Raw genomic sequence first — 19,161 nt, forward strand, 5'->3', positions numbered from 1 at the left:
ATCCTGCAGTATAACTGCTTCCCATACCCTACGGCAGCAGCAAACTGCGTTTTAGCTTACTTTAGCCAGCTCAGCCCGCATAGCGTCGATGGTATCGCGATAGCTCGGACTGTTAAAAATGGCAGAGCCGGCCACAAACATATCAGCACCCGCTGCTGCAATCTCAGCAATGTTATCGGTTTTCACACCACCATCTACTTCCAGCCGGATCGGCCGGCCAGATTGGTCAATCAGCTGCCGTACTTGTTTTAGCTTCTGCAACGTCGCAGGAATAAAGCTTTGACCGCCAAAACCTGGGTTGACCGACATCAGCAAAATCAGATCGACCTTGTCCATCAGATAATCCAGTACCGAGAGCGGTGTGGCTGGATTCAGCACAACCCCGGCCTCACAACCATGTTGTTTAATCAACTGCAGGGTACGATCGACATGTCGGCTGGCTTCCGGATGAAAGCTGATAATGCTGGCTCCGGCTTCGGCAAATTGTGGTACCAGCGCATCCACCGGCTCCACCATCAAATGCACATCAATCGGGGCCTGAATACCATAATCGCGCAACGCCTGACACAGCATAGGGCCAAAGGTCAGGTTAGGGACATAGTGATTATCCATCACATCAAAGTGCACCACATCCGCACCAGCGGCCAACACCTGATCCACATCGTCTCCTAAACGGGCAAAATCGGCTGACAAAATGGAAGGCGCAATTAAAAAAGGTTGCATGGCTAAGTTCTCCGCACCAAAAAGAGTCGCTACTTTACTGAATTTAGGCCGGAAAAGCACCCGCCTTCACTGCACAAAAAGCAAGCAGCATTGCACCAGCTCCGCACAACCAAGCATGCATGTGGTCACGAATAAAACTTAATCAATTGATTTATATTGACAAAGTAAGCTGGCACAGTTCTTGGAATTGCCATGTGATAATCAAAACACAAGGACAACTGCAATGAAGAAAACCATCTTAGCCAGCGCTTTGCTGCTCGCAATCAGCGGTCTTAACACAGCTCAAGCCAATGAAGTCGGCATCAGTGCCGAAGTCAGTGGGATGACCAAGTATGTCTTCAGGGGTTACAAGCTCACCAATCACTTCCACGTGCAAGGTTCGATTGAAGCGGATTACCAGGGCTTTTACGCCGGCTTCTGGGGCACCACCGATCAAGAGGTTGGTTCAGAGACCAACCTTTATCTTGGCTATGGTTTTGATGTTAGCGACAGCATCGCCCTGGATATTGGCGTGCTGCAATACCGTTTTGATGGTATCGATGAAGACTATCTGGAATACCACATTGGCATCGACTTTGGTTTTGCTGGCATTACTTTCTATTACGATGAATTCGATAATATCTACATAGAAGCCAGTACTGAGTTTGCCTTAAATGATCAGTGGAGTATTGGCCTGCATGCCGGCTGGGAAGACTCCGATGAATCCCTGTACGATGTTGGCATCAGTCTAAATTACGCCATTACGGATACATTGACCGCCTCAGCTTTTGCGACCAAAAAGGAAAGCGGCGATCGAAGCATCTTTTTCGGTCTGACAGCGTCTTTCTAAGACGCTTTACTTACCAACTGATTGCACAACAGACCAACATAAAAGTAAATAACTTGTATCCCTACGCTCATTCTGCTATGGTAGCGACCATGGTTGGGACGCTGTGGAATTTCAATGATGAAAGCTTTGTTACAGCATAAAACGCGGATTGCCCTGCTGGTCTCAGTGCTACTGGCCAGTGGTGTCGTGTGGTTGCTGCAGTCTGAGCACAGCACACTTTCTTGCCAGACCTCTGCAGAATGCGCCACCCAATTTAGCTGGCTAAGCTGGTTGCAGGGGCAAAGCCGCTCTTCACAGTTTCACTTTGTTGACTTAGTTGAGTTGCTGGATCGGATGCTGCCAGTCAATAATGACAAAAAATAAGCCTGCCTCCTGGAAGCAAGTTCTCAAAGCTGTTGCCGGTGCATTTATCGGTGTTCAATCAGAGCAGCAACGCCAACAAGATTTTAATGCCGACAGTCCTATGCCCTACATCGTTGTAGGCGTGATAATGGCCTTAATTTTTGTCGTTACCGTACTGCTTGTCGTATCTTGGGTACTACGCTGATCACATTGCTGACTGGCGGTTGGTACAACGCAAATAGCTCGGCTACTTTCTTACGACCATCCCCTTTTTGACTAATAGAGCGAGCCACCTGGATCGGGTGTAAACTCGCTTGCTGGTAAATCTTTCGGGTTAAGGTGGTATCGTGATTACTGATAAGCACAGTGCAGCCCTGTTGGGATGCTTGCTCTGCAAGGTTGGCAAGTTGCGCCTGATCATCCAGATTAAAGCCTTCACGAGCATAACTGGTAAAGCTGGCAGTTTTACTTAGCGGTACATAGGGTGGATCACAATACACCACAGAGCCGGACGCCAGATTTGCAAATACCTGTTGATAACTGCTACAGCTAAACTCAGCCTGCTGCGCTTTTTCTGCAAAAAAATACAGTTCAGCTTCTGGAAAGTACGGCTTCTTGTAACTGCCAAAAGGCACATTAAACAAGCCTTTCAGGTTATAGCGGCATAACCCATTGTAGCCATGGCGATTAAGATACAAAAATAGCACCGATCGCTCATAGGCATCCGTACTATCATTAAAACGCTGCCGGAAGTTGAGGTAACACTCTTTTTGATTGCTGGCTGCAACGAAACAGGCTCTGGCATCAGCCACAAACTGTTCAGGCCGCTGTTTAACAATCTGATACAGGCTGATTAGATCCTGATTAATATCATTCAGCTGGTAACGAGCATACTGGGTATTCAAGAAGACAGAGCCGGCTCCAACAAAAGGCTCAACCAGAGTATCACCCTGTGGCAAAAAGCGGGCTAATGATTCCACCAAGTTGTACTTGCCGCCAGCCCATTTAAGAAAGGCTCGTTGCTTGGATTTACTCATGGACTGTGATTACCCCGCCCCGGTTGACTCGAGCGAATCTCCTGCCACACCTGTTGCATCGATTTAATAAAAGGAGTCTCAGCTCTCAGGGCTGCAGGGATATCAGCCCGGATTGCTCTGGCCTGCTCAGCCGTTGGGTAAGCAGCAAGCACGACCACCCACTGTGACTGGCCATTGTGCTGTCGCTGATAAATCAACACAGTTAGATCCGGGTAAGACTGACGCACTGCCTTAGCAGCATTTAGATTTGCAAAGGCACCGAGCTGCAAGACATAGTGGTTTTCATCCATCGCTAATAGCGTGGCTTCATCATGCGGCCAAGCATTAGGATCCAGTGAAGTGGTATCGGCTATAGTCGCAACGTCTTCTGCGTGCTCCGTGATAGCAGTCTGCCCGGCCATCGCAGATTGTTCAGCACTGGCAAGATGCTCAGTAGTCTCTGGCTGCATGGCAGGCTCTGCTGAAGCTATTTCCAGCACTGGCTCATCCAGCAGCTCTTGCTCGACGGCTGCTATTGATTCGGTTCGATGCAACTCTTCAACATCAGTCACCAAGGTATCGTCGGCGCGAGTTTCATCAGGAAGCCTATTGTCAGCATGCGTTTGACCGGGTTCAGCTTCAGACACCACTACATCGGCGGGGTTCCACGCTTGTACCACTGGTCTGGGCTGATTATCAGCCAGTAATAACTCGGGTTCTGATGGCTGAGACAGCCACCAAAATAACAGAATAGCCACAACCCCCAGCACAGTCAGCACCAGGGATGCTGTTCGGTACTTTTGAGCCAGCATAGCAACCGGCTTGCTGTCGCTTCGATCCGGCACAATCTCGGGCTCTAGCAAACGGTGTAAATTGCCTGCAGCAGCTTGCAAGCGCTCAGCGGCCGTGCGCGTTTGCAACATCTGTACTGGCAGCAACTGCTCTGCTTCAGCTTCAGTTATCGGTGAAATCGCTAGGTTAAGATCAGCCTCAGTTAATACATCAGGGCCTGTGGTGATAATATGAATAGGGTGGGCGCGCAACAGCGATAAACAGCCTAACGGCAAACTACCCTGACTATCTAAGATCCAGACCAATGGCTGGGGTTGTGGCTGCTCCAGCAACTCCATCAGGTTTGCTTCAAACTCACTTAAGCCAAACCATTGTTGCAGAAGATGTTTCTGACACTGTGTAGTCGTCATATCTGGCTGGGCAGAAAAATAAGCCAGATTCATTGCATCCGATAATAACTCTGCAAGCACCAGACTAAGTGTTGTTTTACCTGAGCCGGTACCCCCTATCAGATGGATATGTTGAAACCCATTGAACTCAATTTGAAATAATACCCGTTCCAGCAGCTCGCACTGCGATGGCAGTAAAGTAGCGTGAGCTTGGAGCTTAGCAGCTAGGGGTGATAGCGACATTCAGGAAAAAACACTCAGCAATTCAACTTCATCAACATCAGCAATGATTTCACTATAGCCAAACGAAGTTGGCAATACAAATCGCATCTTGCCAGCCCGGACTTTTTTATCCGTTTTCATATAGGGTAAAAAGTCCTGTATCGACATGCCTTCAGGTTTTGCCACTGGCAGGGAAAAGCGTGTTAGCAACCTTTGAATGCGATTCAGCTCGGCTGCCGATAACCAACCACGACTATGCGCTAATTGCCCAGCCATCACCATACCGACCGCAACTGCCTCACCATGAAGCCAGCTACCATAACCAAGCCAAGCCTCAATCGCATGTCCAAAGGTATGACCCAGATTCAACAAGGCACGTCTACCCTGCTCCGTTTCATCTGCGGCTACGATATCTGCTTTCATCTGACAACAGTGTGCAATCATTTCGCCCAGTACCGTTGGCTCCAATCGCTCAATGGCTTCAGCTTGTTGCTCTAAATAATCGAAAAAATCAGGATCCGCTATCAAGGCATACTTAACAACTTCCGCCATGCCTGCAGCAAACTCTTTCGCTGGCAGTGAGGACAGCACATCGGTATCAATCAATACCTGTTGTGGCTGTTTAAAAGCCCCGATCATATTCTTACCAAGAGGGTGATTCACCGCTGTTTTTCCACCGACGGAAGAATCGACCTGAGACAGCAAAGTCGTTGGGATCTGTATGAAGTCGACACCACGCTGATAGGTGGCGGCAACAAAGCCGGTGATATCCCCGACAACACCACCACCAAGTGCCACCAGCAGACCATCGCGCGCAAAGCGATTTTCAAGCAAAAATGTCTGAATATGACCAAACTGCTCCAGAGTTTTGTACGCTTCTCCGTCCGGCAACAAAAAATGCAGTACCTGACTGTTCGCAAACAAACGGCTGGCAGCCTCGAGATAAAGGGGGGCCACAGTCTCGTTGCTGATGATGATAACCTGAGGGTAGTGTTTTAACAGCAAGTCAGTCTGCTGCAGTAAGGCTGGACCTATATCGATAGGGTAGCTGCGTTCACCCAGTTCAACCTGAACACGATGCATAAGCAGCCCCCTTTAACTGAAAGATAGTAAAACGAAATCAGAAACCCAGCTGCTCTACAATTTGGCTGGCTACGGCGCGAGCACTTTGCTCATCCGTCCGCACGGTCAGGTCGGCAATTTCTTCATACAATGGATTACGCTCTGCTGCCAGTCGCGTCAGTACCTCTTCGGAATCCTCTTCTGTTTGCAGCAAGGGTCGACGCTTATCGCGTTGAGTACGGGCAACCTGCTTTTCAATTGGAGTTTCCAGATACACCACAATACCACGTGCGGACAGCCGATTTCGGGTTTCTTTGCTGGTAACAGAGCCACCGCCCGTTGCCAGAACAATGCCCTGCATTTCCGTCAAGTCTTGAATGACATTCTCTTCACGAACCCGAAAACCAGCTTCACCTTCTAAATCGAACACCCAGGCGATATCAGCACCGGTTCTGCGTTCAATTTCCTGATCCGAGTCATAGAAATCAAGATGCAGCATGTCTGCCAAATGACGGCCAATTGTGCTTTTACCAGCACCCATAGGACCTACAAGGAAAATATTACGTTTTTCTGCCATATGTCGTCGTGCTAATTCATTGTCTTGGTGAACTTAAAGTCAGGAACAAAGGCTCCCACGAAGATTTGAAGCGCTGAATTATGTCAGCAATGGCGTTCGCTTGGCAAGCTTATTTCAAAAATATTAGCCGGTTTGCTGACCGCTCAGCAAGCAGGCCGGACATTGCCGGCCTGCTTGGTTCACTGAGTGCTAAAAAGCAGCTCACTTACAAGCCATCGGTTAAGATCCTTGGCGTTACAAAAATCAACAGCTCAGTCTTTTCATTGAATTCGCTGGTATTCTTGAATAAGCGCCCAACATAAGGGATATCACCAAACAACGGAACTTTGGAAACTGCCGAAATTGCCTGTTGCTGGTAAATACCACCGAGCACTATGGTTTCACCATTATCGACCAACACCTGGGTTTGAATACGTTGGGTATCAATGGCAGTGGCTGGGCCTGTTGGCGTTTGGACCGTATCACCCCGCGTATCCTGAGTAATAATTAAATCAAGAATAATGCGGTTGTCAGGGGTAATCTGCGGCGTAACTTCCAAACTTAACACTGCTTTTTTGAAGGTCACAGTAGTAGCACCACTGGATGCAGCTTGCACATAAGGGATTTCAGTACCTTGCTCGATGCGAGCCATTTTCTGGTTGGATGTAGTGATCCGTGGGCTGGCAATGATTTCGGCTTTATTTTCTTGCTCCAGAGCCGACAACTCTAAATCAAGGATAGTACCATCCGATAACCTGGCGACATGAAAGGCGATATTACCGGCTGGATTAGTGACCGGCAAATTGACATTCCAGCGCTGATCCAGGCTAGGAATTACCCCGCCCGCTATCGTATTGGCACCGGCAGCAGTACCTGAAGTACCCTTGGTGCGCTGCTGATCAGAGAATCCCCAGCGAATACCGAGATCTTCCTGCACATTGTCTTTGACGGTAACCATCCGCGACTCAATCAACACCTGCCGAACAGGAATATCCAGGCGCTCTACCAAACGACGGGCATTTTCAATTGAGCGACTGGTATCACGGATCAAAATGGTATTGGTTCGATCATCCACTGTGACAGCGCCACGCTCAGATAACAAGCTGGTATCCTGATTACGCAGCAGTGTGGCTATATCAGCAGCTTTGGCATAGTTGATGACCAGGAAATCAGAATACAGTGGCTCCAGATTTTCAACATCCAGCCTTGCTTGCAGTTCACGGGCCTCCCGGCTAGCCAGTTCATCAGTCGGTGCAACCATTAAGATATTACCATCCATGCGCTTATCCAACCCACGAACCCGCAATACGATATCCAGCGCCTGATCCCAAGGCACGCCATCCAGACGTAAAGTGACATTACCAGTTACCGAGTCGCTGGTAACCAGATTAAAGCCATTGTAATCAGCAATAATCTGCAATACGGTCCGAACCGGAATATCCTGGAAGTTAAGAGAAATGGCCTGCCCCTGATACTCACGCCCGCCTAAAATACTGCGTTGCGTGGTATCCCGCTGCACGGTCAGAGTAAAAATATTGTCGACTTGCTGGTAGCTGTGCGTGAAGGCTTCCGTTGGTTCAATCACCAGTCGGCTGATACCATCCTGATGAAAGGTTTCAATCTGCCGAACAATGGTACCGAAATCCATCACGTCTAAAATATACAACATGTCATCTGGAATGCTGGTGTTATGAAAGTCCAGATGCAATTTACCGGCGCGCTCAGTCACATTCACAGCCGCGGCATTATTCCGCAGGAACACCAAAACACGCCCTTCACCACGCTCACCACGACGAAAATCGATGGCTTGGATGGCATTGAGTGCCCGCGGTTTAATTTGGTTGTTGTACGTTGGTATCGACTCAGTCTGGCTATCCTGTAAATGCAGGAAAAAGCTGTTGCCATCCTGTCGTGTCTGGTAGGGGTTTAACCGTTCCAGGTAGACCACGATCCGGGCACTTTGCTCTTCACTGAAGGTATTTATTACCTTGATACCGGCTCGGCCTACATCGATTTGTGCCAGCGCTTCATCCACACCTATATTGCTGAACAACAGCTCAATACGGGCCGGTTGGGTGAACACCTGTACATCCGGAGACTGGCCAAACGATCGATCGAACACAAATTCAAGCTCAGTCTCACCGCTCATTAATGGGCTGTAACGCACATCATGCAACAATGGCCTGGCCGTTGCCGGCAAGCTCAGCAACACCATTAATACCATAGCCTTGTAGATGGCGTATTTTACATGGCTTCTCATTGTTTTAGTCATCTTATCCATCATGCATTACACACCTGTTAATTAGCAGATCCAGCCATCTGCAACGTTGTTGTTCTTTCCTGCCAACAGCCTGCTCCATCAGGGATTAGCTCAAGCAATTCAATGTGCGTTGGAGTAACTGCCAGCACCCGGCCATGATACAAACCAAGATAGTTACCCGTTGTCACCCGATGCAATGTTTGATCCCCTGCCTGGATCAAAGCCCATAACTGGCTCCTGTCCCCCAGAGTACCACTCATGATCAGATTATCTAACGCAAAACTTTCCAATGGCTCTCTACGCCGATTTGGATCGGGGTGCGGACAATCACGTTGCTGCACAAAACGCTCCTGAATGACCTCGCGCCGCGGCAGCGCAAACGGACTTCTTGCCTGCGCACCTTGATAAGCGATGTGTTGAAACTCTTTCATTTCAGGTAAAGGTTCAATTCGGGTACGCGTATTGGCTTTCACTTCAGCCTCAAACTGATGAATATCCGACATATCATCAAAACAGGCTGTTAAAAGTAGTACCATTGAAACCAACCACAACCACCTCATTGGTCAGCCTCCTTGTAACGATAGGTTTTCGCCACCACATTAAAACGCAGCTTGCCATCCTGCTCTGCAGCAATATTAAAATCGTGCAGACTAACGATACGCGGTAAGCGAGCAACTTCACTGACAAAGTTACCAAACTGATGGTAGTCACCTATCACATCAATACGTATCGGCAACTCGGTATAAAACTCTTTCTCAATCTCCGGCATCCAGTTAATACGAACAAAGTTCAGTCCACTGGTGGTGCCAACATAAGTAATGTCATCCAATAGACCGGGGGTTTCATGCGTGGCCGGCAACTGTTTTAACAAGAAAGAAAAGGTTTGCTCCATCTCGGCCATTTGCTGTTTATAAGGCTCCAGATTCACGGCCGATGCATACTTGGTACGGTACTCCTGGCGCAGCTGCGTTTCCTGACGCTGAGCTGCATTTAAACCATCAATCTTGCTGCTAACAAGCAAGTAATAACTCAGCGCGGCAACCGCTATAGCCACCATGGCAGCAAAGATGACCTTCACCACTGCGGGCCAGCTGCCAATGTTGTCCAGCGTCAGCTCATTGAAATCAATGTTGGAGAAGTCAATATTAAAATCAAGCTTCATGGCATCTCCCCTTGCAGTACTTCAAAACCTTGCACCCGGACATGCATTTTGAAATCACTTAACAGCTGATTACTGCGACCCGTTTCAATAAATTCCAGCAAAGGGTCCGACAGCAGCTCGGAGTCTTCCACCAGACGAATCATATTGGCCAAGCGATTATTGGATTCACTTCGGCCATTGATAAGGATGGCGTTGCCCTTTTTCTCCAGGCTGGTCAAATAGACGCCACTTGGCACCACTCGCACCACTTCGTCCATGATCTGAGTTCCCAAATTACGACTGCCCTGCAACTGGCTGATCAATGCCATCCGCTGCTGCAGACTATTCTTGGTCTCATTCAAATCACGAATTTCAGCTATTTGCCGGTTTAGTTTAGCAATCTCAGCTTGCAAATACTGATTGCGCTTTTGCTGCCCTTCCAGCCTGGCGCTGTAAATCGAACTAACGACGAAAACGAGCAGGAAACTGACCAGGGCTACGGCAGTCAGAATGCTCAGATATTGCTTTTGCCGCTCTTTACGCGCAGCCTCGCGCCACGGCAGTAGGTTTATATGTGCCATGGTGAAAAACTCCTCAACGCCAGGCCTGTGGCAACCATCAGTTGGGGCCCCTGCTGTTTCAGTAACTCTTTATCAACCGAACTGGCGCAATTCATGTCGGCGAATGGCCTGGCGATCACGGTATAAATACCTAATTCGTCCGTCAGCAACTTATCGATGCCTTCAAGCAGAGACGTACCACCGGAAATCACCAGATAATCAATATTCTCTTTACCACTGGTGGTCAAATACATCTGAACACCACGCCGAACTTGCTGCAACAACATGGTCTGAAAAGGTGCCAACACTTCAAAGGTATAGTTGGGTGGTAAATCACCATTTACCTTGGCTTGCTCTGCCTCTTCGTAACTTTTGTTGTAGTAGGATAAAATACTACGAGTGTATTGCTCACCGCCAAATACCTGGTCACGGGTGTAAAGTGTTTTGCCTTTTTCCAACACCGATAACAGTGTCATGGTTGCGCCAATATCGACCATAGCAACGACTTTCTGGCTGGCATCATCTGGCAACTGTTGCAGGCAAAGAGTCGCTGAGCGGCTTAGTGCATAGCTTTCCACATCGATCACTTTGGCCTGAAAGCCACCATGCTCCAACGCCGCTACACGGCTTTCCACACTCTCGGTGCGGGCTGCACTTAGCAATACATTGACTTTGGATGGATCGGATTCATTAATATCCAACTTCTCAAAGTCCATGCTGACTTCGTTGAGTGGATAAGGAATGAGGCTATCTGCCTCAACCTCGATTTGACTTTCCAGTTCAGCATCGGTTAAGGCGACATCCATAAAAATGATTTTACTGATGACCGTTGAACCAGAGACTGCTGCAGCAGAAAACTTAACCGAGCGCGGAATTTTTTTACGGATTTTATTGATTACATTGCCTACGGCTTCAATGTCCTGGATTTCACGTTCGGACATAGCTCCTTTGGCCATCGGTTCAATTGCAAAGGCTTCCAGCTGGAATTGATCCTGCTGTTGACTTAGCAACACAGCTTTTACCGAGTGGGAGCCAATATCTATGCCCACCATCATCGGAGACTGTTTTCGAAAGAGTGGTTTCATCATAGCAACACACAGCCGTAGTTATTACATTTGTTATTGTTATACAATGTAGCTTAGATCCTTTTTTCAGGAATAAAAAGAGTTTATTCAAAAACAAACAACTATATACTAGTTGTCCGATGTCCAAATTGACAGTTGTAACTGAGGCGAATGGGTGTCCTGGCTTAAAAAAATTCTGTATTTATGCTTAATTGGCCTTGTCCTGGCTGTGTTCACAGTGGCGGGTGCCTATTGGTATGTGAAAGATGATCTGCCTGATGTGAGCTTGCTGCAGGATGTGCGGCTGCAAACGCCCATGCGCGTTTTTACAGCAGATGGCGAGCTGATGTCGCAATTTGGCGAGCAACGACGCATACCTCTAACCCTCGAAGAAATGCCACCTCAATTAATTGAAGCTTTTCTCGCAACGGAAGATAGCCGCTTCTACGAGCACCCAGGCTTTGATGTGATTGGCATGATGCGAGCTGCTATCGTAGTAGCCAGCACCCGGGATGCTAAGCAGGGTGCCAGTACCATCACCCAGCAGTTAGCGCGAAACTTCTTTTTAACCCGCGAAAAGAAAGTGATCCGTAAGATCAAAGAGATCTTCTTAGCCGTTCGTATTGAGCAACTGCTGACCAAGGATGAAATTCTCGAGCTCTACCTGAACAAAATTGAGCTGGGCCATCGTGCTTTTGGTGTTGGTGCTGCTGCTCAGGTGTACTTCGGTAAAACTGTGGATGAACTCACCCTGGATGAAATCGCCATTATCGCTGGTTTACCACAAGCTCCTTCGGTGCTAAACCCTGTCCGCTCACCTGTTAATGCCCGTAATCGGCGAAATATTGTGCTTGGCCGTATGCTGGCCATGAATTATATCACTGAGCAGGAATACCGGGAGGCCTTGCAAGCGCCGGTCATAAGCCGACGTCATGGCGCTCAGATTACTGCTTCGGCTCCTTACGTTGCCGAGATGGTACGTCAGCAGGTAGTGGATATGTTTGGCGAAGATTACGCCTACAGCGCAGGTCTGCAGGTGTATACCACCATCACCAAGCCTATTCAGGATGCAGCCCGTCGCTCCCTCCAGCAAAATTTGTACGATTACGATGAGCGCCATGGCTATCGTGGACCACAGACGCAGCTTTGGACCGCAGTAGCGAATGGAACGGAGCCGGAACCCGCCTGGCAAGAAACAGAGATCCTAAACTATCTGTCAGAGCACACCACCCTGGAAGATTTGCATCATGCCGTCGTAGTCGCAGTTGAAGAACAAGAAGCTCGGGTGCTGCTGGCGGATGGTCGGCAACAGACCTTGCCGTGGGACGGTCTCAAATGGGCCCGCCGTTTTATCAACGACCAACGCCAGGGACATGCCCCTAAGCAAGCAGCCGATATTTTGCAGCCTGGCATGCATATCCGGGTGCGCCACAATGGCGATCATTGGCAATTAAGCCAGGAACCAGAAGCCACCAGCGCTCTGGTAGCCATAGATCCAAATACAGGCGCCATCCAGGCATTAGTCGGTGGCTTTAGTTTTGCTCAAAGTCAGTTTAACCGGGCAACTCAAGCGAAGCGTCAGGCAGGCTCTACCATTAAGCCTTTTATTTATTCGGCAGCCTTAGAGCATGGTTATACCTTAGCGTCCATTGTCAATGATGCCCCTATCCATCACTGGGATCAGGGAGCCGGCATAGCCTGGCGTCCCCGCAACTCTCCGGCCGTGTACGACGGTCCTATCCGGGTGCGTGAAGCGCTGGCCAAATCAAAGAACGTGGTATCGGTGCGCTTACTACGCGGTGTCGGCATCGACGCCACCATTCAACACCTACGCAATTTTGGCTTTGCTGAATCCGACTTACCACGCAATGAAACCTTATCGCTAGGCTCTGCGTCACTGACACCACTGGAACTGACGGCCGGCTACGCTGTTTTTGCCAACGGCGGTTTTCTGATTGATCCTTATGTGATCGAGCGGATTTACAACGAAGAAGGCGAGCTGATTTACCAACACCAGCCTAAAATTGCCTGTCGCGACTGCCTGGAACGACCAGAGCCAAGCGCTAACGGACAAGCGCATGCAGACGGCGATGCTGAAGCTCAGTTGGCCCAACTCTTTGCCAGCTTAGATCCAGTCCCAGAAAAACCACAGTCGGAAGCATCGAACCAAGCCGTACGAGTGCTTTCTGAGCAAAACGCATTCTTAATCCGAGAAGCCCTTAAATCCAGTGTTTGGGGTGGTGGTAACTGGAACCGCGGTACCGGCTGGAATGGCACAGCATGGCGGGTTCAGAGCTTGCAACGCCGTGATATTTCCGGCAAAACCGGCACCACCAACGATTCTAAAGATACCTGGTTTGCCGGCTTTAACAGCCAGCTGGTCGGTGTCGCCTGGGTAGGCTTTGACGATGCCAACCGCAGCCTGGGCCGCGCCACCTGGAACGCGAATTTAGGACGCGATCAAAGCAGTGGCGTCGAAGCCGGTGCCCGTACCGCCCTGCCCGCCTGGCTGGAGTTTATGCGGGTGGCGATGAAGGATATGCCGGCAGATCAGGTGGAAACACCTTCCGGTATCTCCTCAGTGCGTATCGATTTGGAAACCGGTCTGTTAACCCGGGCCAATGATCACACCAGCAGTTTTGAATACTTCCTTCGAGGCACTGAGCCGAGCCAGTACGCTCAACCCGGTAGTCCAGCCTTCTCTTTTGATGAAGATGATCCCAGTACCGAGCTACTGGAACTATTTGATTAGACAGGTAGAGACTCATAACAACCCAAACAAAACGGCCAGCTCAATGCTGGCCGTTGTTTATGCTTAGTACGGCTTATTGCTGAGTAGCCAGCCAAGCCCTTGCTTGCACCAGCGCTGGCAGCACTTGCTCCGGACTGGTCCCCCCCAGCGCATTGCGCCGTGCCATACCTGCTTCTAAGGTTAATGCTGGATAGACATCCTCGCTGATATCCGGACAAACTTTTTGCATCTCAGTAAGTGACAACTGCTCCAGAGGCAATTGCTGCCCGGATGCAATCAGCACCAACTGACCGGATAAGTGATGGGCATCGCGAAAGGGAATGCCCTTCCCCACCAGATAATCAGCCAGATCGGTGGCATTGCTGTAGCCTAGCTCGGCAGCCTGACGACAAACAGCTACTTTCACGCTTAAATGCGGCAATACCGTCGCCAGCACCTGCAAGGATTGCTGCCACTGCTGCATCAGGTCAAAAAAGCCTTGTTTGTCTTCCTGCATGTCTTTGTTGTACGCCAGCGGCAAGCCCTTCAGTACGTGCAAAATAGCGACCAGTTGGCCCAGAATACGACCACTTTTGCCGCGAAGTAACTCAAATACATCCGGGTTCTTTTTCTGCGGCATCAAGGAGGAACCACTGCTGATGGCATCGCCCAGCTTGAAAAAGCCCGCTTCGCCGGAGCAAAAGAAGATCACATCTTCCGATAAACGCGAAACATGGGTCATGCACAAACTGGCCGCGGCTGAGAACTCAACCACAAAGTCGCGATCAGACACCGCATCCAGGCTATTGGCTGCGGCTGCATCAAACCCCAATTGCTGTGCCAGCCAGCTGCGATCCACCGGTACACCGGTGCCAGCCAGGGCACCCGCACCAAGCGGGCAGACATTGAGCCGCTTGCTGGCATCATCCAACCGGCCAAGATCACGTTTCATCATCTCCACATAGGCCAGCGCCCAATGCGCAACCATCACCGGCTGGGCGCGTTGTAAGTGGGTATACCCCGGCATCACCGCCGTACCGGCAGCCTCAGCGAAATTCAGCAATGCCTGAATACTGCCAAGCAAACTGCTGCGCACAGCGCTGGCGGCAGCCCGGGTCCAAAGCCGTAAATCGGTCGCCACTAAGTCGTTACGGCTGCGGCCGGTATGCAGTTTACGGGCGACCGCGCCAAGACGCTCGGTCAGCTTACTTTCGACCCAGCTGTGAATGTCTTCCTCGTCGCTTTCGACCGGTAAACGAGGGTTTTGCAGCAGCTCCTCGGCCAACTGCTGCAACGCCTGCTGCAGCTGTTTGGCTTCATCGGCTGCAATCAGGCCGGCTTTGGCCAGGCCTGCTGCCCAGACTTTGGATGCTGCAATATCCTGCTGCGCCAGCTGATAGTCAAAGCTGATGGAATCATTAAAAGCTTTGAACTCATCCAGCGTTGCTTCGGTAAAACGCCCGCCCCACATCGCCATAATCAGGACTCCTGCGCTGTTTTATCAGCCGCATGCATGGCACGGATGCGGCTGGCCAGGCTGTACAAACGAATAAAACCGGCTGCATCCTGCTGGTTGTAGACTTCATCGTCTTCAAAGGTAGCAAAGGCTTCCGAGTACAGGCTGTTGACAGAGCGACGCTTGGCTACAGTGACCCGGCCTTTGTACAATTTCAATACTACATCACCGGTCAAGTCCTGCGCCAGGCTGGTCGCCGCTGCCAGTAAGGCGTCTTTAAGTGGGGTAAACCAGCGGCCATCGTACACTAACTGGGCAAACTTCAGGCCAATCTCTTCACGGTAATTCAAGGCGGTACGGTCATACACCAAGGCTTCAAGTCCCTGCAAAGCAGCCAGTAAAATGGTGCCGCCCGGGGTTTCATAACACCCCCTTGATTTCATACCCACTAAACGGTTTTCGACAATATCAATCCGGCCAACGCCGTGCTCAGCACCTATGTCATTGAGTAAGCTTAAAGCATCAACCGGCGCCAACACTTGACCATTGATTCTTTGCAACTCACCGGCCACAAAAGACAGCTCAATATAGGCTGGATGATCTGGGGCCTGCTCCGGTGATTTAGTCCAGGTCCACACCTGCTCACTTGGCTCACACCAGGGATCTTCCAGCTCTCCGCCTTCATGCGAAATATGCCACAGGTTGGCATCCCGACTGTAAATCTTGGTGGCAGACGAAGTGGTTGGGATCTTCTTTTCAACCAGATAGTCCAGCAAGGATTGCCGCGAGCTGAACTCCCACTCACGCCAGGGCGCAATCACTTTGAGTTGTGGTGCCAGTGCCGCAAAGGCGCTTTCAAAGCGAACCTGATCATTGCCTTTGCCGGTGCAGCCATGGCTGAGCGCATCAGCGCCTACTTTCAAGGCCAGCTCGACCTGGGCGCGGGCAATCACCGGCCGGGCCATGGAGGTGCCCAGCAGGTACTGACCTTCGTAGACGGCGCCGGTTTTTAAGGTCGGGTAGACCACTTCACGCATCAACTGATCGCGCAAATCCACCACGTAACAGCTGGATGCTCCTGAGGCGATGGCTTTTTCTTCCACTCCGGCCAGTTCGTCATCGCCCTGACCGACATTGGCAACAAAGGCCACCACTTCGCAGTTATAGTTGTCTTTTAACCAAGGCACGATGGCCGAAGTATCCAACCCGCCGGAATACGCCAATACGACTTTTTTTACACTCATCTCGCACCTCATGCTAAAAGTTGAACCAGCACCGCATTTTGCGCGTGCATTCTGTTTTCTGCTTGCTGCAATACCAGGGCTGCTTTACTGTCCAGCAGCTCACTGGTTACTTCCTGCCCCCGATGCGCGGGCAAGCAGTGCATTAAATAGGAAATGCCCAGTCGCTCTAACACAGCACTGGACAGCTGATAATCACCAAAACGACGCAGCTGCTCGGCTGCATCCATCGATTCTCCCATCGACACCCAGGTATCTGTGTAGATAGCCTGGCTACCATGAGCTTCGGATAAATGATGGCTTAAACTGAGGCTGGCGCCCGTTTTTGTGGCTATGGCCTGCGCCTGTTGCAGCACATGGCCATCCGGACCATGATTAGGCGGCGTGATCACCACCAGTTTCATGCCAGCTAAGGCGGCGCCCAGCATCAATGAATGGCAGACATTGTTGCCATCGCCGACAAAAGCCAGCTGCACCTGACTTAAATCGCCGAAGGTTTCGTGCAGGGTCAGCAAGTCGGCCAGCGCCTGACAGGGGTGGTATAAATCGCTGAGTGCATTGACCACCGGAATACCGCTGCTGGCAGCGAGCTTCTCCAGTGTGCTCTGCGTATAAACCCGTGCGACGATGGCATCGGTCCAGCAGGCCAGATTACGACCAAAATCCTCCACCGTCTCCCGCTTACCCATAGCACCATTTTGCTGATCCAGGTAGACGCTGTGCCCACCCAATTTATGGATACCTACATCAAAGCTGACGCGGGTTCGTAGTGAAGGCTTTTCGAACAATAAAGCGATGCTTTTGCCGGCCAGAGCTTGTTGGTACAGTGCTGGCTGATGCTTGATTTGCAATGCCAGTTGCAGCAAGTGCTGCAACTGCTCTGGTGAGAGCTCTTGCAAGGACAAGAGTTGATGAAGAGATGTCATAAGCGAACTCGCTGTTTTTTTTAATCTAAGGTTGGATCCGGCTACCAACAGGCTGCCCCGCCAGCAACGCCAGCAACAGGTCCGGTTGTTGCCAGCCGGCCACTACGATGCTGCGCTTTAAGGCTTGCGCCGTTTCCAGCGCAGCGTCCAATTTTACTTTCATGCCGCCCTTAATCACGCCGCTGGCAACCAGGCGGTTGGCGGCTTGCGCATCTAACTGAGGAATTAAGCTGCCATCGGCTTGCAAAATCCCCGGTACATCGGTCAGCAGCAGTAAATCACCCTGCAGCAACTGGCAAAGCGCTGCGGCCGCCAAATCAGCATTTACATTTAGCAGCGCGCCGCTACTATGACCGATAGAGCTAAGGACCGGAGTAAAGCCTTGTGTCAACAATCCCTGCAATAACTCGGGCTGGCCTGGCAAGGCCTTGGCAACAGCGCCTAGCTGCGGAATGGCTTCAAAGAGACAACTACCTCCGGCTCCCAAGGTTAAACCAACAGGCTTTAAACCCGCCGAATCGGCCAAAGCCACCAACTCCGCATTCACCGCGCCAGCCAGAGCACCGGCAATCACCGGCATTTGCTCAGGCGGCGACACCCGCTGGCCATCGATCTTTTCAGTGACAAAGCCAAAGGTCTGCAACCAGCTTTCTACCTGAGCACCGCCGCCATGCACCAACACCAGTGGCCGCTGCTGTTTGATTTGCTGGCAGACCGCTAGTAAAGCAGTAATCGCTGTCGGCTCTTGCAACAGGCGACCGCCCAGTTTGACAATAAGGGGCCGTACTTCAGTCACGATAACCTCCTGCCAGTAAGCCGGTTGTTTCCGGGTAACCAAACTTCAAATTGGCCAATTGCACCGCCTGAGCCGCCGCTCCTTTTAGCAGGTTGTCGATAGCAGATACCACCACCAGCTGTTGGCCGTGCTGCTGCCAGTGCAAATCGCAAAAACAGGTGCCTGCCACATCGGCTACATTGGGCGAGCGCGGCAATAAGCGCACCATCGGTTTGTGCTGGTAATATTGCTGATAGGCAGCATCGACCTCTGCTTTACTGATTCCGGCTTTTAAGCAGACACTGATGGTTGCCAGAATGCCGCGCTTAAAATTACCCAGATGCGGGGTAAAGACCACAGAGCAGCCCAGCGTCTGCTCAATTTCCGGCCGGTGCCTGTGACCAAAAAAGCCGTAAGCCGAAAGGCCAACCTCGCAAAAAGAGGTGCCGAGACTGGCTTTGCGGCCGGCCCCGGATACGCCACTGATGGCATTGATCACCGGCACAGCCCCATCGGCCAGCAAGCCAGCTTTGATTAACGGCAATAACGCCAGCGCTGAAGCGGTTGGATAACAACCGGCCACGGCAAATAAAGACTGTTCCAGCTCAGAAGCACTGATCCATTCTGCCAGGCCATAAGGTGCCTGTGGCAAAAGTTCCGGATGCTGATGCGGGCAGCCATAAAATTCTGGGTACAAAGCAGCGTTTTTTAACCGAAAGGCACCGGATAAATCGAACACTACCAGGCCCTTGGCCAGCAATTGCGGCGCCAGTGCTTCGCTGGCCTCATGCGGCAGAGCTAAAAAGGCGATATCCGCCTGCTGCGCTATCTCATTGATGGCTTCTGGCTGCCAGGGCAACACCTGCAGATCCAGCTGATTACTGTACCTTGGATACAAACTGGCAAAAGCCTCAGGCTTACGACCAGCAGATGCATAAGCCGCCACTAATTCGATGGCCGGGTGCTGACTGATCAGCTGCACCAGCTCGGCACCGCTGTAACCAGCAGCGCCCAGAATAATAGCGCGTTTTTTCGACAAAAGTTTTGATTGAGATTGCGACATCGGCGACTTTCCT

19 protein-coding genes are annotated in these 19,161 nt (G+C 50.8%); 4 read left to right on the top strand and 15 right to left on the bottom strand.

What is annotated here, in order from left to right; translation table 11 throughout:
• Positions 1-51: 51 nt before the first annotated feature.
• Positions 52-723 carry a ribulose-phosphate 3-epimerase gene (rpe, locus tag BLW37_RS00690; protein WP_091337975.1) on the bottom strand — a complete coding sequence of 224 codons (672 nt, stop codon included), beginning with the start codon at positions 721-723 and terminating at the stop codon, positions 52-54.
• A 223-nt stretch (positions 724-946) separates the two neighbouring features.
• On the opposite strand from rpe, the gene BLW37_RS00695 reads away from it, so the two are divergent.
• From BLW37_RS00695 to BLW37_RS00705, 3 genes are all read left to right on the top strand, one after another.
• Entirely contained in the window at positions 947-1,552 is a 606-nt protein-coding gene (locus BLW37_RS00695; RefSeq protein WP_091337978.1) for a TorF family putative porin, read from the top strand.
• Between the two features lie 114 nt (positions 1,553-1,666).
• On the top strand, positions 1,667-1,915 hold the full coding sequence (locus BLW37_RS00700) for a hypothetical protein (RefSeq protein ID WP_091337981.1): 249 nt from the start codon (positions 1,667-1,669) through the stop codon (positions 1,913-1,915).
• Positions 1,902-2,099, top strand: a complete 198-nt coding sequence (locus BLW37_RS00705; RefSeq protein ID WP_091337984.1) for a DUF2970 domain-containing protein — start codon at positions 1,902-1,904, stop codon at positions 2,097-2,099. The genes BLW37_RS00700 and BLW37_RS00705 overlap by 14 nt, the downstream gene beginning before the upstream one ends.
• On the opposite strand, the gene BLW37_RS00710 is transcribed toward BLW37_RS00705, so the two are convergent.
• The 9 genes from BLW37_RS00710 to BLW37_RS00750 form a co-directional block, all read right to left on the bottom strand.
• On the bottom strand, positions 2,062-2,931 hold the full coding sequence (locus BLW37_RS00710; RefSeq protein WP_091337986.1) for a Dam family site-specific DNA-(adenine-N6)-methyltransferase: 870 nt from the start codon (positions 2,929-2,931) through the stop codon (positions 2,062-2,064). The genes BLW37_RS00705 and BLW37_RS00710 overlap by 38 nt on opposite strands.
• Positions 2,928-4,334: an SPOR domain-containing protein gene (locus BLW37_RS00715; RefSeq protein WP_091337989.1), complete on the bottom strand. Its 1,407-nt coding sequence runs from the start codon at positions 4,332-4,334 to the stop codon at positions 2,928-2,930. Before BLW37_RS00715 ends, BLW37_RS00710 begins: the two co-directional genes overlap by 4 nt.
• Positions 4,335-5,396: a 3-dehydroquinate synthase gene (gene aroB, locus BLW37_RS00720; RefSeq protein WP_091337991.1), complete on the bottom strand. Its 1,062-nt coding sequence runs from the start codon at positions 5,394-5,396 to the stop codon at positions 4,335-4,337.
• A 37-nt stretch (positions 5,397-5,433) separates the two neighbouring features.
• Entirely contained in the window at positions 5,434-5,952 is a 519-nt protein-coding gene (gene aroK, locus BLW37_RS00725) for a shikimate kinase AroK (RefSeq protein ID WP_091337993.1), read from the bottom strand.
• Between the two features lie 205 nt (positions 5,953-6,157).
• Entirely contained in the window at positions 6,158-8,212 is a 2,055-nt protein-coding gene (locus tag BLW37_RS00730) for a type IV pilus secretin PilQ (RefSeq protein ID WP_425426597.1), read from the bottom strand.
• Between the two features lie 17 nt (positions 8,213-8,229).
• On the bottom strand, positions 8,230-8,727 hold the full coding sequence (locus BLW37_RS00735) for a pilus assembly protein PilP (protein ID WP_342744189.1): 498 nt from the start codon (positions 8,725-8,727) through the stop codon (positions 8,230-8,232).
• Between the two features lie 20 nt (positions 8,728-8,747).
• Entirely contained in the window at positions 8,748-9,353 is a 606-nt protein-coding gene (locus tag BLW37_RS00740) for a type IV pilus inner membrane component PilO (protein ID WP_091337999.1), read from the bottom strand.
• A complete protein-coding gene (locus BLW37_RS00745) occupies positions 9,350-9,913 on the bottom strand; it encodes a PilN domain-containing protein (protein ID WP_091338000.1) in 564 nt (187 codons plus the stop codon). Before BLW37_RS00745 ends, BLW37_RS00740 begins: the two co-directional genes overlap by 4 nt.
• The gene (locus BLW37_RS00750) at positions 9,901-10,980 is read right to left on the bottom strand and encodes a pilus assembly protein PilM (RefSeq protein ID WP_091338003.1); all 1,080 of its coding nucleotides are present in this window, start codon (positions 10,978-10,980) and stop codon (positions 9,901-9,903) included. The genes BLW37_RS00745 and BLW37_RS00750 overlap by 13 nt, the downstream gene beginning before the upstream one ends.
• Before the next feature lie 151 nt (positions 10,981-11,131).
• Here BLW37_RS00750 and BLW37_RS00755 point away from each other — a divergent pair, with 151 nt between their 5' ends.
• Positions 11,132-13,708: a penicillin-binding protein 1A gene (locus BLW37_RS00755; RefSeq protein ID WP_091338005.1), complete on the top strand. Its 2,577-nt coding sequence runs from the start codon at positions 11,132-11,134 to the stop codon at positions 13,706-13,708.
• Positions 13,709-13,781: 73 nt separating this feature from the next.
• Here BLW37_RS00755 and argH read toward each other — a convergent pair whose 3' ends face one another.
• From argH to argC, 5 genes are read right to left on the bottom strand one after another with little or no spacing between them, the layout of a single operon-like run.
• Positions 13,782-15,164, bottom strand: coding sequence for an argininosuccinate lyase (argH, locus tag BLW37_RS00760; RefSeq protein ID WP_091338007.1), 1,383 nt, complete (start codon positions 15,162-15,164; stop codon positions 13,782-13,784).
• A gap of 2 nt (positions 15,165-15,166) precedes the next feature.
• On the bottom strand, positions 15,167-16,387 hold the full coding sequence (locus BLW37_RS00765) for an argininosuccinate synthase (RefSeq protein ID WP_091338010.1): 1,221 nt from the start codon (positions 16,385-16,387) through the stop codon (positions 15,167-15,169).
• Positions 16,388-16,395: 8 nt separating this feature from the next.
• Entirely contained in the window at positions 16,396-17,310 is a 915-nt protein-coding gene (locus BLW37_RS00770) for an ornithine carbamoyltransferase (RefSeq protein WP_091338012.1), read from the bottom strand.
• Positions 17,311-17,335: 25 nt separating this feature from the next.
• The gene (argB, locus tag BLW37_RS00775) at positions 17,336-18,106 is read right to left on the bottom strand and encodes an acetylglutamate kinase (protein WP_139243638.1); all 771 of its coding nucleotides are present in this window, start codon (positions 18,104-18,106) and stop codon (positions 17,336-17,338) included.
• Positions 18,099-19,148, bottom strand: coding sequence for an N-acetyl-gamma-glutamyl-phosphate reductase (gene argC, locus BLW37_RS00780; protein WP_091338015.1), 1,050 nt, complete (start codon positions 19,146-19,148; stop codon positions 18,099-18,101). The genes argB and argC overlap by 8 nt, the downstream gene beginning before the upstream one ends.
• Between the last annotated feature and the right edge of the window lie 13 nt (positions 19,149-19,161).

The organism is Alkalimonas amylolytica (genome assembly GCF_900107845.1).
Lineage (GTDB): Bacteria > Pseudomonadota > Gammaproteobacteria > Enterobacterales > Alteromonadaceae > Alkalimonas > Alkalimonas amylolytica.

Coding starts and splice junctions, on each gene's coding strand:
- BLW37_RS00745 (WP_091338000.1), bottom strand. CDS start 9,913: ATGGCACATATAAACCTACTGCCGTGGCGCGAGGCTGCGCGTAAAGAG.
- BLW37_RS00735 (WP_342744189.1), bottom strand. CDS start 8,727: ATGGTACTACTTTTAACAGCCTGTTTTGATGATATGTCGGATATTCAT.
- BLW37_RS00730 (WP_425426597.1), bottom strand. CDS start 8,212: ATGGATAAGATGACTAAAACAATGAGAAGCCATGTAAAATACGCCATC.
- BLW37_RS00750 (WP_091338003.1), bottom strand. CDS start 10,980: ATGATGAAACCACTCTTTCGAAAACAGTCTCCGATGATGGTGGGCATA.
- BLW37_RS00700 (WP_091337981.1), top strand. CDS start 1,667: ATGATGAAAGCTTTGTTACAGCATAAAACGCGGATTGCCCTGCTGGTC.
- aroK (WP_091337993.1), bottom strand. CDS start 5,952: ATGGCAGAAAAACGTAATATTTTCCTTGTAGGTCCTATGGGTGCTGGT.
- BLW37_RS00715 (WP_091337989.1), bottom strand. CDS start 4,334: ATGTCGCTATCACCCCTAGCTGCTAAGCTCCAAGCTCACGCTACTTTA.
- BLW37_RS00705 (WP_091337984.1), top strand. CDS start 1,902: ATGACAAAAAATAAGCCTGCCTCCTGGAAGCAAGTTCTCAAAGCTGTT.
- rpe (WP_091337975.1), bottom strand. CDS start 723: ATGCAACCTTTTTTAATTGCGCCTTCCATTTTGTCAGCCGATTTTGCC.
- BLW37_RS00770 (WP_091338012.1), bottom strand. CDS start 17,310: ATGACATCTCTTCATCAACTCTTGTCCTTGCAAGAGCTCTCACCAGAG.
- aroB (WP_091337991.1), bottom strand. CDS start 5,396: ATGCATCGTGTTCAGGTTGAACTGGGTGAACGCAGCTACCCTATCGAT.
- BLW37_RS00765 (WP_091338010.1), bottom strand. CDS start 16,387: ATGAGTGTAAAAAAAGTCGTATTGGCGTATTCCGGCGGGTTGGATACT.
- argH (WP_091338007.1), bottom strand. CDS start 15,164: ATGGCGATGTGGGGCGGGCGTTTTACCGAAGCAACGCTGGATGAGTTC.
- argC (WP_091338015.1), bottom strand. CDS start 19,148: ATGTCGCAATCTCAATCAAAACTTTTGTCGAAAAAACGCGCTATTATT.
- BLW37_RS00710 (WP_091337986.1), bottom strand. CDS start 2,931: ATGAGTAAATCCAAGCAACGAGCCTTTCTTAAATGGGCTGGCGGCAAG.
- BLW37_RS00740 (WP_091337999.1), bottom strand. CDS start 9,353: ATGAAGCTTGATTTTAATATTGACTTCTCCAACATTGATTTCAATGAG.
- BLW37_RS00695 (WP_091337978.1), top strand. CDS start 947: ATGAAGAAAACCATCTTAGCCAGCGCTTTGCTGCTCGCAATCAGCGGT.